Here is a 15,631-nt window from a genome sequence, read left to right on the forward strand (position 1 = left end):
CAATAATGAAGCGCATTCTTGATTTTTTCTGGCCGCTTGTCGGCGTTGCCGCAGTTGCCGTTTCGCTCTGGCTTTTGTACCGGGAGTTTAAGGGCGCCTCGGTCGGGCCCGAGGTGTGGGACCATTTAAAATCGATTTCGCTGACGCATTACCTGCTTGCGATCGCATCCACCCTCGTCGCTTACGGGGCGCTCGCCTGGTACGATCGCATTGCTCTGCTTCATCTCGGCGTCAAGCATATTTCCTGGCTGTTTATCTCCTTATGTTCCTTCACGACCTATGCTATCGCGCATAACATAGGAGCGACCGTTGTGTCTGGCGCCATGGTCAGGTACCGGGCCTATCATTCGAAAGGGTTGAGCGCGGCGCAGGTCGCTGTGCTCGTCGCGGTCTGTTCGCTGACGTTCTGCCTTGGTACTTTGCTGCTCGGCGGCTTCATTTCGCTGTTGGAGCCCCATCAATTGAGCCGTTTCGGCAAGCTTTTGCCGGATTATCTGAAAGTTTTCACAAATCCGACGACAGCCCGGATCGTTGGCGCGGTGATGCTGGGGACCGTCGCGATCTATGTGATCGGCTCGGTGTTCAACTTCAAGCCGCTGATCATCAAGGGCTTTCGGCTTGAATATCCAAAGCCCGGCATTGCCCTTCGGCAACTCCTTGCGGCGCCGCTCGAACTTCTCGGAGCGGCCGGTATTATCTATTTCGCTTTGCCCGAGGCCGGAAATCCCGGCTATTTTGTCGTTCTCGGGGTCTTTCTCGCCTCCTTTTCGGCAGCCCTCATGTCCAACGCGCCCGGCGGATTGGGTGTCTTCGAACTTTTTTTCATTACCGCGATGCCGGCAATGCAAAAAACCCAGGTCCTCGCGGCCCTGCTCGTGTTCCGGCTTTTCTATCTGATCATTCCCTTGGCGATATCGATCTTCATTATCCTTAATTTCGAGCGCAACAGGCTGAAGGAAGTGCTTCATCACGAAGACCCGCAGGCGGACGTCAAGGTTAAGTCGAGCCCCGACCGGAAGCAGGCGGGCGTCCCTTAAGGTCTGAATTTCACAATTTGCCGGCGTGAGAGCCACAGCATTGGGGGTGGGGATAGCCCGCGCCTTATCGAAGGCCACTAGCCTCCGGCCGTCTTAAAACTACGCCCCGCCATCCCATTACTGACAAGGCATAGATCTGCAGAAGCTAAAACTTTAATGACAAAATAAATAAAGATTCGATTATTCAAACAATAAACCAAGTTTACATTGGTTTTCTTGCTGAATATATGGCCGTTTTTTCATCACATACTCCATGCACACATTACGAAGCTCAAGCCTTTGAGCTTCTTTATTCCTCAGCATGGGGTATGAGTATTGAAGAATATTATCCTTGTGATACTCGGTTTTCTTGTATGTACCGCCACCGCGCAAGCGCAAAGCTGGACCGGAAAAGCCTCCTACTACCGCGGGCGTGGTCAGATGAGTTGCGCCCACCGCTCGCTGCCGTTCGGAACGCATGTGCGGGTGACCAACCAATCGAACAACCGCTCGGCCGTGCTGGTGGTCAATGACCGAGGACCTTTCATCCATGGTCGCATCATCGACGTCTCGACCGGAGCCGCCGATGTCTTGGGTTTTCGTCATGCCGGCATAGCGAAAGTGATGGTCGAGACGGTGCCTGACTAGCTGCCTGCGCCCAACGCCGCAGCGCTCCCGTTCTAGAGCAGGATCGGTCCCACATCGCCGACCACGGTGGTTCCCGGCAACAGACCGCGGGCGCGGGCTTCGATCTTAAAGTCCGATCCGCTGCCGGTGATCTCGAACAGATGGTAGGCGGCCCGCTGATGCGGCGTGCCGCGAACGACGGAGGCGGAAGGCACGCCGACCACGGGTACGAGACCTTTTGGTCCTTTCATTCGCCCCAGGCACTGCCTGTGATTATGGCCGTGGATGATCAGTTCGGCGCCCACGCGGCGGATCAGCGACGCAAAACCGCGCGCGTCCTGAAGACCCCGCCCCAGCGACGAGGCCGTCGCCTGCGGCGGATGGTGCAGCATCACGACCCGCACAAGACCTTGGCGAGCGGTTTCCGCGAGGAGGATTTCCGCGGCGTCAAGCTGCGCGGCGCCCAAATAGCCCGACGCGACGAACAAGGGCATTGGGACGCCCGATGACAAACCGATCAGGGCGACCGCGCCGCGGACCCGCAAATAGGGGAATTGCGCGCCATTGTGCTGCGCCTCGCCGCGTGTCCAGGGCGCGAAAGTCCGCGCCAAATCGGGCAATGATCCTCGCACATAAGCGTCGTGATTGCCGGGCACGAAGCTCACATCTGCCGGTTCGCCTAAGGTATCGAGCCAGTTTCGGGCAATCTGGAATTCGGCCGGCAGTCCGATATTGGAGATGTCGCCGGTCATCGCGATATGGCTGGGATGATGCGCCTTCATATCGCGGACGATCTGATCAAGCGCCGTCATGTCGTGGATGCGCGAGCGGGAGCGTGTCCAGTTCAAATAGCCGGTGACGCGTTTGCCGATGAGTTCTCGGCGGCGGGGGCGCGGCATGGGTCCGACGTGGGGGTCGGACAAATGGGCAAGAAGGAAATTCACGCGGCCAGTTTGTCCGCTCCGCGCGGCGCGTCAAGCGGCGCCGGTGAGAATAGATGTCGCCAACAGAATGGCGCCCTTAAGAATGATTTGCAACACCGTCCGCAGAAAAGGCAGCGTTATGGCGGGCTTTTCCAGTTTGCTCCGTCTTGGTCATCCCCGATAGTTCGGCATGGCCGTTCTTGCCGCGGGAGTTTGATTTTTGTAATTGGAAGGCTTCTAACAAGGCGGCGAGGCGGGCGCGGACTCGCCGTCACCACGAATTGACTGGCGCGGGACAATCGTTTCTCTACCATTCAGAATCAATAAAAATACAAATTCGCAAATAATTGAACGGTGGCTCATGGCTTTTTTAAACCGCTCGGTCCTCATTGCGGGGGCCCGCGTGATGGCGATTATCTTGGCCGGCGCCCATCTCGGAGCCGGGCCGTTTAGTTCCGGCACGGTCAAATACGTCCTAGAGCTGTTTACAAGCCAGGGTTGTTCTTCCTGTCCACCGGCGGATCTATTGCTTGCCACCATGGCGCGACAGCCCGACGCCGTCGTCGTGTCCTTTCCCGTCGATTATTGGGACTACATCGGCTGGAAGGATACGCTCGCCTCGCCTGCCTTTACCGAACGGCAAAAGGCCTATGCGGCGGCACATCGGCAGGGACATGTCTATACGCCCCAGGTGATTGTGAACGGGCTTATCGATGTGGCCGGAAGCAATCGCGACGAGATTGGGGAAGCGATCCAGGAGAGCCGGGGCGTCGAAGGCGCCTTGAGCGTGCCGATGCACCTGTCCGAAGCCGGCGGCCGTTTTTCGGTCGAGGTCGCCCAGGGCGGCGGCGGTCCCGCGGGGGTTTTCCTGCTGCGAGTCGCCCGCGCCCGCACGGTTCAAATCAAGCGGGGAGAAAATGCTGGGCGCACTGTGACCTACACCAATGTCGTGCGCGCAATCGATCGGCTTGGCGATTGGAATGGCGAGACCACCACATTCGACATGCCGAGCTCGAATCGCGAGGGTGAAGGTTTTGTCGTTTTAGTGCAAAAGGGCACGCTGGAGCGTCCGGGCGTAATACTTGGCGCCGCCAAGACCGAAGGTTTGTGACGTATCGGCGACAAGCCAATCTGCCGCTCGAACCGGCCCTTTGCAAGCAGGAGCCCCGTGGCGCGGCGCATTTCCTCGAGTCCTCATGATTCATCAGACCCCGCTCATCGCGACGATTGTCGCAGGACTTGGCCTGGCCTTTATTCTGGGCCTCGTCGCCGTTCGGCTCCGTCTGTCCCCGTTGGTCGGCTATCTCTTGGCGGGTGTACTGATTGGCCCTTTCACGCCGGGCTTTGTCGCGGACCAGTCCCTTGCGAGCCAATTGGCTGAAATTGGCATCATCTTGCTGATGTTCGGGGTCGGACTTCACTTTTCGCTCGCCGATCTTCTTGCGGTTCGCGCGATCGCGGTGCCCGGAGCGATCGGCCAGATCGTGATCGCGACCCTTCTCGCCATGGCTCTTGCTTCGAGCGTGGGCTGGCCGCTGGGGACCGCGCTTATTTTCGGCTTGGCATTGTCGGTTGCGAGCACCGTCGTTTTGCTTCGCGCGCTCCAGGAGCGGCATCTGATCGAAAGCGAACGCGGCCGGATCGCGATCGGTTGGCTGATCGTCGAAGATTTGGTGATGGTCCTGGTGCTGGTTCTGCTGCCAGCGACGGCGGGTCTGCTCGGCGGCAAGAACGAAGGCAGCAGCCATCAAAGCAGCGGCGGCCTTTCCGCCCTCTTGCACGCCGATAGCATTTGGGCGGTACTCGGGGCCACCTTGGTGGAGGTTGCCGCGTTTGTCGGCATCATGCTCATCGTCGGGCGGCGGCTGATCCCCTGGATTCTGCACTTCACGGCCCATACCGGCTCACGCGAGCTGTTTCGCTTGGCCGTCCTCAGCATTGCGCTCGGCGTCGCTTTCGGCGCGGCGACCCTGTTCGGGGTCTCCTTTGCCCTGGGGGCATTTTTCGCCGGAATGGTCCTTGCCGAGTCGGCTCTCAGCAGCCAAGCGGCACGTGAAACGCTTCCCCTGCGCGATGCTTTCGCCGTGTTGTTTTTCGTGTCGGTCGGAATGCTGTTCGACCCCTCGATTCTGGTGCGCCAGCCCTTGCTGGTGCTTGGCACGGTTTCGATCGTCGTGATCGGAAAGTCGCTGGTGGCCCTTCTCATCGTTCGAGCATTCGGGCACCCCTTGGCGACGGCGCTGATGATATCGGCCAGCCTTGCCCAGGTCGGGGAATTTTCCTTTATTCTGGCCGGGCTCGGGGTCGGTCTCGGGCTTTTGGGCGAAGATGCCCGCGACCTGATTCTTGCGACGGCGCTGATCTCGATTCTGATCAACCCCTTGCTGTTCATCGCCCTCGATCGGTGGGAAGAGGCGCCAAAACCGTCAAAAGCGCCGCCGGCAAACGGTGGGCAAGCTTTAACCGAAGACCGGGCCATCCTGGTCGGTTATGGGCGGATCGGCCAAATTGTGGGCCAAGAGCTCGTCCGAAAAAAGCTGAAACTTGTCGTGATCGACGAACAGGCCGACGGGATGGAGCCGCTCCGAGAAGCCGGCGTCGAGACGATCATTGGCAGCGGAACGGATCCGAAACTGCTCAATTTGCTGCAGCTCGATACCGCGCGTTGGCTTGTTGTCACAATATCCGATCCGTTCGAAAGCGGCGATCTCGTCGAACGCGGGCGAGCTGCCAACCCGCAGCTGAAGATCATCGCGAGAGCCCATACCGATGCGGAAGCCGAATATTTGAAAAAGCTTGGCGCGGACCATGTGGTGACCGGCGAAGCGCAAATCGCCCGTGCCCTGGTCGCCCACATTGAGACCTCGTCTTAACAGGGCTACACGGCAGAGCACTCTCCCAACGCCGCCATGAATCCTCCCTTTTCCCGATCCCGGCCTCAGCCTATACAGGGGGCCCCCGCGCCTGTGCTTTTAATGCGGAACTGGCAGCAAGGAGTATCAACGCGCCATGATGAGCAATTTTTTTCGCGGTTGCGCCGCCGTTCAGATTCTTGCCGTCGCAGCCATTCTGGCAAGCAGCGGCGCGTCTATCGCGAGATCGGCCCGGCATAAGGAGACCAAACCCGCGCCAAAGGCCGAGCCAAAGCCGCCGGCAACGCCCGACGCGAAGAACAGCGGCAAGCCGGTGCAACTCGCGAGCTACGGGGATTGGGGTGTTTTTCTCGCGCAAGGCGCCAAATCCAAAACCTGCTATGCACTGGCCACGCCCAAGGATCGGGCTCCGGCTGCGTTGAAGCGCGACCCAGCCTATGTTTTTGTTTCCAGCCGCCCCGGCGAGAACGTCCGCGAGGAAATCTCGATCATCATGGGATTTCCGGTGAAGGAAGGCGCGCCTGTCCGCGCCGAGGTCGGCGGCGCCTCGTTCGATCTGATCGCCAAGGGGCCGAACCTATGGATCAAAAATCCCGCCGAAGAACCGCAATTTGTCGAAGCCTTGAAAAAGGGCTCGAAACTCGTCGTCCGGGCTCCCTCGCTAAAGGGCAATGTGACAAGCGATAGCTACCTCCTCGTCGGCCTTTCCCAGGCGCTCGACCGAGTTGGGAAGGAATGCCCATAAGGGCTTTTGCCCGGCGTTTTCGCATCCGGCGGCGCCATGGATCCTGCGGCATCAAGTAAGCGACGCATCCGCAGAATTGCTCGATCCTCCCGACGGGTTGGGAGTATGATGCAATTTGCTTGTCCCAGGCTCATCTTGGCGGCAAGGCGGATCGCGCGAACCTGCGGGCCATGGCCTGCATAGAAGAGTCGGGGATCCTCGGCAAACGGCGGCAGCCTTGTTCTGGGCCTGCCCTCTGGGAGGAGAGTAACCATGTCCGGTAAGATCTATCCTGTTGCGTCCGACTGGAGCAAACGGGCCTATATCGACAAAGCGAGATATAAGGATCTCTACGCCCGCTCGCTCGCCGATCCCGAGACTTTCTGGGCAGAGCAAGCATGGCGCATCGACTGGATGAAGCCTTTCACCAAGGTCAAGAATACGTCTTTCGGACCCGAATCGGTGTGGATCAAATGGTTCGAGGACGGAACCACCAATGTCGCGCATAATTGCATCGATCGGCATTTGCCCCGGCGCGCGGATCAGACCGCCATCATCTGGGAAGGGGACGACCCGAAAGACTCAAAACATATAACCTACAAACAGCTGCATGAGGAGGTCTGCCGCCTCGCCAATATCCTCAAGGCGCATGGCATCGGCAAGGGCGACACGGTGACAATCTATCTGCCGATGATTCCGGAGGCGGCTTACGCAATGCTCGCCTGCGCCCGGGTCGGCGCCATCCACTCGGTTGTCTTTGGCGGATTTTCCCCGGATTCGCTGGCCGGGCGAATTGACGGATGCCATTCGAAGCTGCTGATCACCGCGGATGAGGGGCTGCGCGGCGGCCGCAAGACGCCATTGAAGGCAAATGCCGACGAAGCCGCCGCAAAAAGCGGCGGAATCGTAAAGACCATGCTGGTCGTCCGGCATACCGGCGGCGAGGTCGAATGGACGCAGGGCCGCGATGTCTGGTATCACGAGGCCGTCGCCGAAGCCTCGACCAATTGTCCCTGCACCGAAATGGAGGCCGAAGATCCCCTCTTCATTCTCTATACGTCAGGTTCGACGGGCGCTCCCAAGGGGGTGCTTCACACGACCGCCGGCTATCTCGTCTACGCCTCGCTGACACATCAATATGTCTTCGACTACCACGAAGGCGATATTTATTGGTGCACCGCCGACGTCGGTTGGGTGACCGGCCATAGTTATATTGTCTACGGCCCGCTCGCCAATGGCGCGACCACTTTGATGTTCGAAGGGATTCCGACCTACCCGAGCATGTCGCGCTTTTGGGAGGTCGTCGATAAGCATCAGGTCAATATTTTTTACACCGCGCCCACCGCCGTCCGCGCCCTGATGCGGGCCGGCGAAGAGCCGGTCAAAGCCACAAGGCGCACGTCTCTTCGGCTGCTGGGCTCGGTTGGCGAGCCGATCAATCCGGAAGCCTGGGAATGGTACTATCAAGTTGTGGGGGACTCGCGCTGCCCGATCGTCGACACTTGGTGGCAAACCGAAACCGGCGGCATCCTCATTACGCCGCTGCCCGGCGCGACCGAGCTCAAGCCCGGCTCGGCGACGCTGCCATTCTTCGGCATCAAACCGGAAGTGGTGGACTTAGGAGGCGCTGTCCTCGACGGCCCCTGCTCCGGCAATCTGGTCCTGGCGGATTCCTGGCCAGGCCAGATGCGCACGATTTATGGCGACCACCAGAGGTTTGTCCAAACCTATTTTTCAACCTACCCGGGAAAATATTTCACCGGTGACGGCTGCCGGCGCGACGAAGACGGCTATTACTGGATCACCGGCCGGGTCGACGATGTGATCAATGTCTCCGGCCACCGGCTCGGCACCGCGGAAGTGGAAAGTTCATTGGTCGCCCATGAACTGGTCGCCGAGGCCGCCGTGGTCGGCTATGCGCACGATATCAAGGGCCAGGGCATCTATGCCTATGTCACCTTGATGATCGGGGTCGAGCAAAGCGACGAACTGCGCGCCGACCTCGTCGCCTGGGTCCGTAAGGATATCGGCGCGATCGCCTCGCCGGACATCGTCCACTTCACACCCGGACTTCCCAAGACCCGTTCCGGCAAAATCATGCGCCGCATCCTGCGCAAGATCGCCGAAAAAGAGTTCCACGCCCTTGGCGATACTTCGACGCTTGCCGATCCTGGCGTTGTCGACGATTTGATCCGCAACCGAATCGAGTGAACCGAGTTTAGGCACCGATACCGAACGGCCACAGATCCGCCATATTTTAACCATGCTTGGAGTTTCCGCAGCTAAAGCCCTCAACCCTTGATATATGGAAGCAAGCCTCGGATTTCGTGCGCTTATTCGGTCCGCTTCGATGATCGGTGGGTACGTCAATGGGCAATCAACGCGCAAACTTTCGACATATTTTTGACAAAATTATCCTCGGCACCGCACTTTTTGCGTGCTTAAGTATTTTCGGACCGACGAGGGAGGCGCAGGCGCGGGAAACCATCGCGTTTGCACCGAGCTACCCGGCCGGAACAATCATTATCAAGCAAAGCCAACGCAGGCTTTATTTCACGACTGGAGCTGGGACCGCGGTGAGCTATCCGATCGCGATTGGGCGCTCGGGCCGGGCCTGGCAGGGTGAAACCTTTGTGCAAGGCAAATTCGTCTCCCCGGCCTGGGTGCCGCCTGCCGTGGTCCGTCACGATCACCCGAACTTTCCGGCGGTGATCCCAGGTGGATCCCCGCGTAATCCCATGGGTGCGGCGGCGATTACTTTGAACCTCTCCGAAGTTGCCATCCACGGCACGACGCAGAGGATGCGGCGCTCGGTCGGCACCGCGGCATCCTACGGCTGCATAAGAATGTACAATGAGGATGTCGTTGACCTTTTCCACAGGGTTCAGGTGGGAACGAGGGTGGTCGCCATCCCTTGAATTCTCCTGGCGCCGACGCCATTTCGCCGATTTCTGTGGACGAGTTTCGACCCGTCCACAGCTGTCCGCCGAGCATTCTGCGACTGTGGATTCCTCCGTGTCTGGTCCGCGGCCCCCTCAACCGAGATCGGCGGACGACCTCTCATGAGCGCGCTACGCCCATGATTTGACCGGCTTTCGCGCCGCGGCCGCGGCGCGAGCCTGCTGTCCCGGCCTGACCGGGGTGCATTGACCCATTCGCGCGGGCCGCCGAACCCACGAAGCGCAAAGGTCTTTATTTTACCGCCGGATTGGTCTAACCATCTCATCGGTATGGGCGGTTGCGCCCGAGCCGTGGGCATCGGTCGGCCTGCTCCTTGCTTTACATCTGAGGGGTTCTGGCCAACCGCGTTCGATTGGCGTTATGATTTATTTATCTGGCTGATCCCTGGGTTCCGGAAGACAACTCCTGCAGCGCCGGAAAACAACCATGGCACCGACAATCAATTAGAGGAGCAATCGGTGGAAACGAAGGTTCTCGATCAAGCCGAGCTCGTCAACCAGATCTTAGATGTGATTGCCAAAGAAGGCATGGTGGCCCCCGAAAAGGTCACCCTGGACGCGACGATTGAAAGCCTGGATCTTAAATCAATTGATATTGTGATGATTTTAACAGCGATCGAGGAAAAGTTTGACGTCTATATTCCGATGGACGGGCCCTTCCACGAAGCAAAAAGCGTTGGCGATTTGATCGACGCTATCGCCGCCTACATCATCAAAGAAAAAGCCTGAATGGCTTCCTCCGCACCGCGCGTTGTCATCACCGGCATGGGAGCTGTTTCTGCTGCGGGTATCGGCGCGCCGGCCCTTTGGCAGGCCGCTCGCGACGGGCGCTCCTGCGTCAGTGAGATCAGCTTCGTCCGCCCCTATCGCGGCCGCATAAAACGAGCGGCCCAGGTGCAGGATTTCGATCCCGCCGCCCATGTTTCGCCCAGCGAAATGCCGTTTAGCGATCCCGTCACGCAATATCTGTTCGCGGCCGCGCAAGAGGCGGTCGTGCAGGCGGGACTGGGTAACGCCAAGCCCTTCGGTCCACGCACGGCCACCATCATCGGCACCGGCATCGGTGGCATGCACACCATTGAGAACGGGCTTTATCTGACGCTGGTCGAACAAGGACGTCCGGATCCCTTGACCGTACCGCGTCTAATTCCCAGCGCGCCGCCGTCCCAACTCAGCATCCGCTATGGCTCCACGGGGCCGTGCTTTACGGTGGCAAGTGCCTGCTCCTCGGCGACACAAGCCATCGGAATAGGCTTGCATCTCATTCGCTCCGGGCTCGTCGACCGCGCGATCGTCGGCGGAACGGAAGATTGCGTATCGAATAGCGCAATGCTCGCCTGGGAAGCGTTGCGGGTCCTTACGCCGGACCTCTGCCGCCCATTTTCCAAGGGCCGCAACGGCATGGTCCTGGGCGCCGGCGCCGCAGTGTTTATCCTCGAGAACGCGGAAGTGGCCCGCAGCCGCGGCGCCGAGGCATTGGCTGAACTCGCCGGCTACGGCACCTCGACCGACGCCAAGGATCCCGTCCGCCCCGATGTGCAAGGAGCGGCCGCTTGCATGCGGAATGCGCTTGCCGACGCCTCGGCCGAAGACGAGGAAATCGATTACGTCAATGCGCACGGGACCGGGACCACCGCCAACGACGCAACGGAATCCGAGGCGCTGGGGATTATCTTCGGCAAGAGACTTTCGCTTCTCCCCATCTCTTCGACGAAGCCCATTCATGGGCATGGACTCGGGGCCGGCGGCGCTCTCGAATTGGTGGTGACGATTGGAGCCATTCGCGAAAATATCGCTCCGCCGACCATAAATTGGCGCGAAGCAGACGTGAAATGCCCGGTCGATCCCGTGCCGAACGAAGCCCGCCCGATGCCCATCCGAACCGCTTTGACCAACTCCTTCGCGTTCGGCGGCATCAATGCAAGTCTCGTGGTAAGGCGCGCCGAGGCGCCATGATGGCGGCGCAAAATCCCGTGCATTCCCACGCCGAAGATCAAAAGGCGCGCGGCGAGGACGCTCCGGTCTGCCTGTCCCCCTTCGAGGTGCGAACCGAATCGTCGGTCGTCGCGGCTTTTTCACGGGAGACCGGTGGCCAAGAAACCGGCGATTTCGTTCCGCTCACTTTCCCTTTCTGCTGGCTGACGCTGCCAAAGGTCCGCGCTGAGATCCTCGAAATGATCGGCGGTGGAACCTTTGTGCCGGTCCATGAATCACAAAGCTTTGCCTACGAACGAGCGTTGCACCTCGACACCGATTATCTGCTCGCCTTCGAGCTATCCCAGGTCGCCAAGCCGCCGCGCGTCATCGTGCGTCTGACCATTTTGACCTTGGCGGATGAGGTTTGCGCCCGGTTGGAGACCGTGCTGCGGATTGTCGCGCTCACTTCGAAAGCAGCGACATGATCGAAGGCAGCCCCCAACCGGCGCCGCCCGACTGGCCCAAGGTCGGAGACGAGATCGACGAACAAAGCTTCGGACCTTTCGATCGCACCGCGCTCGCCCGCTATGCCGAAGTTTCCGGGGACGATAATCCCCTGCATCTCGACCCCGATGTCGCCAAAGCTGTCGGGCTCGCCGCACCGCCGGTGCATGGCATGCTGATGCTCTCCTGTTTCGAGCCGGCTCTCCGGGCTTGGCGGCCCGATCTTTTCATTGCGGGGCTTTCCGCCAAGTTCTTGCGGCCTGTGCTGGCCGGCGAGGCCATTCGCATTTCGGGCCGGGTCGTGCGCCGGCAAGATCTTCCCACGCCCAAACTCATGCTGCGCATGATTGCGCGCGGGCCCAATCAAGATTTGGCGATTCTTGGAGAAGCGACGGTGCTTCCCAAGACTCTCGCCCCGCGCTGAGATGCAGCCGCAAACCATTCTGATCACCGGCGCCTCGAGCGGCATTGGGCGGGCGCTCGCGCTGGTTTACGCAGCTCCAGGCATTTCCCTATCTCTGATGGGCCGCGAAGCCGAGCGGCTCGAAGCCACCGCTACCGCCGCCCGCGCGAAAGGCGCCGAGGTCACGGTCGGACTGGTCGATGTCCGTGATCAACAGGCGATGGCGCAGTGGATCTCGGTCAGCGACCTGCAGCGCCCCTTTGATCTCGTCATTGCCAACGCCGGGATCACCACGGGTTTGGCGCCAGGAGAACTTTCCGAAGATCCGGCTGCGGTTCGCGCCATTACCGCCGTCAATCTGATCGGGGTATTTAATACAGTCGAACCTTTGATTGCGCCGATGTGCGCACGGAAGTCGGGTCAAATCGCCTTCGTCGGCTCCATGGCGGGCTTGCGGGGGTTGCCCTACGCGCCAGCCTATTGCGCAACAAAAGCGGCGGTCCATTCCTACAGCGAATCACTGCGAGGACGCCTCGCGGCGAGCGGTGTCCGCATCAGCCTGATCATCCCCGGCTTCGTGAAGACGCCGCTCAACGACAGCATCGAAGCCGTAAAGCCGCTTGAAATCAGCGATACCCAGGCCGCCCTGCTGATTCGCCGCGGTCTCGCGCGCAAGAAGCCGATCATCGCTTTTCCACTGTCACTTTACCTGTTCACAAGGGTCGCGAAATTGCTTCCCGTCCGACTCACGGACACAGTCTTGGCGCAATTCAAGGTTAAAATACCGATAACACGAGAGCGTATTCGTTAACGAATACTTACGCCTTTAGTTTGTTTCCCCAAGCTCCCGCGCATCTTCTACTGGCTTAAGAGGCTATTCACTCAATTCCTGCAACAATTTGTTGCAAATTGTTGGTTGCCGGAAGAGCGCTTTCCATTCAAATCTTTATCATGTTGATGCCTGCGGCTCGATCCTCCCGTCGGTTCGCTTGCGCCAGTCCCGCCTAGGCGGGGTGCGCGACAGATCGAAGGTAAGGCGCATGAAAATGCGCAAGGTGAACCTGGTGGCATCGACAGCGGTCGGTGAGTGACCGCGTCACGGGGGCTTCACCTTGGTTTTCCTGGATCTTCTGAGATTTTGCTGCGAAATCGGCCTGTTCGCTGCAGTGTTGGGGCTCTTGTTCGTCGGCGGCGGCTTTCTCATTCTCATCGGCATCAATATTTTCGAGCAAGCGACGGGCAGGCTGCTGGTTGAACCGCTCAAGGCACCCGCCCTTCCCGAGGCTGAACTTCCACATGTCCTCGTCCAGATTCCGGTTTTCAACGAAGCGGAAATGGTCGCGGATTGTTTGAAGTCCGCTGCCGCGCTCGATTGGCCGCGCAATCGGCTGCACATCCAGCTTCTGGATGACAGCACCGACGAGACGACTGCGATCGCCAGTGCCGTTGTCGGCCAGTTGCGCCAACAGGGTTTTAACATTCTTCACCTTCATCGGGCCGACCGGACGGGCTACAAGGCGGGCGCTCTGGCCGCTGGCCTTGCGCAGTCGAATGCGCCCTATGTCGCCATCCTCGACGCCGATTTCCGCCCGCCATCGAATTGGCTGCGCGCCATCGTTCCCGCTCTCATCGCGGATCCGACCGCCAGTTTCGTTCAATCGCGCTGTGAATTCGCGAATTATGAGACCAATTGGCTGACCCGCGCCCAGGGCCTGATGTTCGATGCGCATTTCATCATGGAACAGGCGACACGCTTCCGCGCCGGCTGGCTGTTTCAGTTCAACGGCACTGGTGGTGTTTGGCGGCGCGCCGCGATCAACGCCGCCGGCGGATGGTCCTCCGATTCGCTTTGCGAAGATCTCGATCTGACCGTCCGCGCCGAAATGGCGGGTTGGCATGGCCTTTTCGCAATGGAGCCCGCGGTCCCTGGTCTTGTCCCGGACAAGGTTTCGCATTGGCAGGTTCAACAAAGGCGTTGGTCGAACGGTTTTGTGCAGGTTGCTCGCAAGCTTCTGGTTGACGTGTGGACGTCGCCTTGGTCGATTTGGCGAAAGCTTTCGGCCAGTTTCCTCATCCTGATCCAGGCGTTTTATCCCTGCGCCGCGATCGCCTGCACGACTTTGCTGCTCTGCGCGATCATCAGGGGGGGCGATCTTGAGCCCTATTTTCCGGTGATCTCGACGATCGCCGCCTTGATCCTGTTGATCGGCATCGGCATGACCCTCGTCCCCTATGTCACTTTGCGGCGGGGCTCGTTTTGGCGCTATCTCGCAACGCTCGCTTCGCTGACCCCGCTGATGATTTATGTCAGCGTCTCGAATGCGCCCTCGATCCTTAAGACCATGTTCGGGTCAACGGAGATTTGGGTCCGCACCCCGAAGGCCTATTCCATCCCGGCCGCCCTGCCCGTAGTTGAAGAGCTGAGCGACTACTAAGCCGGCGTCGTTCCGCGCAGGACGACGAGCAGCGCTCGGCCCCTGTTCCACAACAAGCCTCAACAAAAAGGCGCGGCGTCGCGAGGTCGACACCGGCCATGCCGGCTTGCCGCCTCCCCGATTTGCCAGATGACAGCCGCGCGACCTTGGCTTCGCAGACCCGCTGAGGTCAGTGCCTCGGACGCCACGGTTATGCAGATCATGTCGGCGAGACCGAAACCACGTCATAAAGCCGGCCCCAGCAGCCCTCGCCGGAAGGGCACCCGAAGCGGCGCCCCCTAGAGCGGGATGATTTTAGACGGAAGCGTATCCTGCGTTTGTCAGATAGTTTTGGCATTCGCCAGAAGGGAAGAGGTCGAGGAGCTCTCCGGCGCGGCGCCATGTGTTTTCGACGGTGCGCTCGCTGGCCTTTCGCAGCAAGTGCTTGAGTTTGGCGAAGACCTGTTCGATCGGGTTTAGGTCTGGCGAGTAGGGCGGCAGGAAGAACAGCCGCGCGCCTGCTGCTCGTATCGCGCTTCTGACGGCATGCGATTTGTGGGAGCCGAGATTATCGAGAACGACAATGTCTCCGGGAGAGAGCGTCGGGACAAGGATCTGCTGGATATAGAGCTGGAACAGTTCGCCGTTGATTGGACCGTCGACGACCCAAGGTGCATCGATGCGATCATGGCGCAGGGCGGCGAGGAATGTCATGGTCTTCCAATGGCCATAAGGGACCATCGCTCTCAATCGCTGGCCGCGCGGGCTCCGGCCTCTGAGCGGCGCCATGTTGGTCTTCACCCAGGTCTCGTCGATGAAGACGAGACGCCTGCGATCAATCCGGTCCTGATAGGCCTTCCAGCGGGCGCGTTTGCGGGCGACGTCAGGCCTGGTCTGCTCCGCCGCCACGACGGTTTTTTTTGAAGCTCAGCCCCTCGCGATGGGCGAACTCCCAGACCGACCTGTAATCGACCTTCACGCCGCGCTCGGCAAGCTCCGCCGCCAGTCCGCGCAATGTGAAAGGAGCAGACGACATCCGGGCGCGCAGCCAGTCGGCGTGAGCGCCCGACAAAACGCGCGGCTTGTAGCCGCCGATCTGCCCCGCAGACACACTGCCGGTCGCGCGCAGGCGTCCCGACCATTTTGAAACGCACGAGGGGCTAATCCGCAATGCCGCCGCTACGACGCGGATCGTCTCGCCCGCCGCCACCCGCGCCATCGCGCGCTCACGAAGATCACTTGAATAAGGTCGCGTCATCCATGTTGGCCT

Annotated in this window: 14 protein-coding genes and 1 pseudogene; 13 read left to right on the plus strand and 2 right to left on the minus strand. The window is 60.0% G+C overall.

From position 1 onward, the window contains the following. Positions 1 to 5: 5 nt before the first annotated feature. Both CU048_08940 and CU048_08945 read left to right on the plus strand, forming a co-directional pair. A complete protein-coding gene (locus CU048_08940) occupies positions 6 to 1,037 on the plus strand; it encodes a hypothetical protein (GenBank protein ID QBR72792.1) in 1,032 nt (343 codons plus the stop codon). Positions 1,038 to 1,457: 420 nt separating this feature from the next. Continuing rightward, on the plus strand, positions 1,458 to 1,664 hold the full coding sequence (locus CU048_08945) for a hypothetical protein (GenBank protein QBR72793.1): 207 nt from the start codon (positions 1,458 to 1,460) through the stop codon (positions 1,662 to 1,664). Between the two features lie 32 nt (positions 1,665 to 1,696). Here the strand turns inward: CU048_08945 and CU048_08950 are convergent, their stop codons facing one another. Next, positions 1,697 to 2,587 (minus strand): metallophosphatase, encoded by an 891-nt coding sequence (locus CU048_08950; protein QBR71387.1) that lies wholly within the window; start codon positions 2,585 to 2,587, stop codon positions 1,697 to 1,699. A 385-nt stretch (positions 2,588 to 2,972) separates the two neighbouring features. Between CU048_08950 and CU048_08955 the strand changes: the two genes are divergently transcribed. From CU048_08955 to CU048_09005, 11 genes and pseudogenes are all read left to right on the plus strand, one after another. After that, the gene (locus tag CU048_08955; GenBank protein ID QBR72794.1) at positions 2,973 to 3,677 is read left to right on the plus strand and encodes a DUF1223 domain-containing protein; all 705 of its coding nucleotides are present in this window, start codon (positions 2,973 to 2,975) and stop codon (positions 3,675 to 3,677) included. A gap of 85 nt (positions 3,678 to 3,762) precedes the next feature. Further along, positions 3,763 to 5,439 carry a Kef family K(+) transporter gene (locus CU048_08960; protein QBR71388.1) on the plus strand — a complete coding sequence of 559 codons (1,677 nt, stop codon included), beginning with the start codon at positions 3,763 to 3,765 and terminating at the stop codon, positions 5,437 to 5,439. Between the two features lie 280 nt (positions 5,440 to 5,719). Further along, positions 5,720 to 6,184 (plus strand): annotated as a pseudogene (locus tag CU048_08965) (hypothetical protein). A 252-nt stretch (positions 6,185 to 6,436) separates the two neighbouring features. Next, entirely contained in the window at positions 6,437 to 8,374 is a 1,938-nt protein-coding gene (gene acs / locus CU048_08970) for an acetate--CoA ligase (GenBank protein ID QBR71389.1), read from the plus strand. 158 nt (positions 8,375 to 8,532) lie between these two features. Further along, positions 8,533 to 9,081 (plus strand): L,D-transpeptidase, encoded by a 549-nt coding sequence (locus CU048_08975; protein QBR71390.1) that lies wholly within the window; start codon positions 8,533 to 8,535, stop codon positions 9,079 to 9,081. 501 nt (positions 9,082 to 9,582) lie between these two features. After that, positions 9,583 to 9,852, plus strand: a complete 270-nt coding sequence (locus CU048_08980; GenBank protein QBR72795.1) for a phosphopantetheine-binding protein — start codon at positions 9,583 to 9,585, stop codon at positions 9,850 to 9,852. Next, positions 9,853 to 11,079 (plus strand): beta-ACP synthase, encoded by a 1,227-nt coding sequence (locus CU048_08985; GenBank protein ID QBR71391.1) that lies wholly within the window; start codon positions 9,853 to 9,855, stop codon positions 11,077 to 11,079. Then, positions 11,079 to 11,525: a hypothetical protein gene (locus CU048_08990; GenBank protein QBR71392.1), complete on the plus strand. Its 447-nt coding sequence runs from the start codon at positions 11,079 to 11,081 to the stop codon at positions 11,523 to 11,525. Before CU048_08985 ends, CU048_08990 begins: the two co-directional genes overlap by 1 nt. Beyond that, positions 11,522 to 11,968: a hypothetical protein gene (locus CU048_08995; GenBank protein ID QBR71393.1), complete on the plus strand. Its 447-nt coding sequence runs from the start codon at positions 11,522 to 11,524 to the stop codon at positions 11,966 to 11,968. The genes CU048_08990 and CU048_08995 overlap by 4 nt, the downstream gene beginning before the upstream one ends. Before the next feature lies 1 nt (position 11,969). Further along, positions 11,970 to 12,758 (plus strand): short-chain dehydrogenase, encoded by a 789-nt coding sequence (locus CU048_09000; protein QBR71394.1) that lies wholly within the window; start codon positions 11,970 to 11,972, stop codon positions 12,756 to 12,758. A 301-nt stretch (positions 12,759 to 13,059) separates the two neighbouring features. Continuing rightward, positions 13,060 to 14,382 carry a glycosyl transferase gene (locus CU048_09005; GenBank protein ID QBR71395.1) on the plus strand — a complete coding sequence of 441 codons (1,323 nt, stop codon included), beginning with the start codon at positions 13,060 to 13,062 and terminating at the stop codon, positions 14,380 to 14,382. A gap of 294 nt (positions 14,383 to 14,676) precedes the next feature. Here CU048_09005 and CU048_09010 read toward each other — a convergent pair. Continuing rightward, positions 14,677 to 15,619 (minus strand): IS630 family transposase gene (locus CU048_09010; protein ID QBR71396.1). Its coding sequence is split into 2 segments (ribosomal slippage): positions 14,677 to 15,282 and positions 15,284 to 15,619, totalling 942 coding nucleotides; the frame shifts between segments, so codons are not numbered across the junction. Positions 15,620 to 15,631 lie beyond the last annotated feature (12 nt).

The organism is Beijerinckiaceae bacterium (assembly GCA_004564215.1).
Taxonomy (GTDB): domain Bacteria; phylum Pseudomonadota; class Alphaproteobacteria; order Rhizobiales; family Beijerinckiaceae; genus Methylocapsa.

Excerpts from the sequence above, each read along its gene's own strand:
- CU048_08940 (QBR72792.1), top strand. The coding sequence starts at position 6 with ATGAAGCGCATTCTTGATTTTTTCTGGCCGCTTGTCGGCGTTGCCGCA.
- CU048_08945 (QBR72793.1), top strand. The coding sequence starts at position 1,458 with ATGAGTTGCGCCCACCGCTCGCTGCCGTTCGGAACGCATGTGCGGGTG.
- CU048_08955 (QBR72794.1), top strand. The coding sequence starts at position 2,973 with ATGGCGATTATCTTGGCCGGCGCCCATCTCGGAGCCGGGCCGTTTAGT.
- CU048_08960 (QBR71388.1), top strand. The coding sequence starts at position 3,763 with ATGATTCATCAGACCCCGCTCATCGCGACGATTGTCGCAGGACTTGGC.
- acs (QBR71389.1), top strand. The coding sequence starts at position 6,437 with ATGTCCGGTAAGATCTATCCTGTTGCGTCCGACTGGAGCAAACGGGCC.
- CU048_08975 (QBR71390.1), top strand. The coding sequence starts at position 8,533 with ATGGGCAATCAACGCGCAAACTTTCGACATATTTTTGACAAAATTATC.
- CU048_08985 (QBR71391.1), top strand. The coding sequence starts at position 9,853 with ATGGCTTCCTCCGCACCGCGCGTTGTCATCACCGGCATGGGAGCTGTT.
- CU048_08990 (QBR71392.1), top strand. The coding sequence starts at position 11,079 with ATGGCGGCGCAAAATCCCGTGCATTCCCACGCCGAAGATCAAAAGGCG.
- CU048_08995 (QBR71393.1), top strand. The coding sequence starts at position 11,522 with ATGATCGAAGGCAGCCCCCAACCGGCGCCGCCCGACTGGCCCAAGGTC.
- CU048_09000 (QBR71394.1), top strand. The coding sequence starts at position 11,970 with ATGCAGCCGCAAACCATTCTGATCACCGGCGCCTCGAGCGGCATTGGG.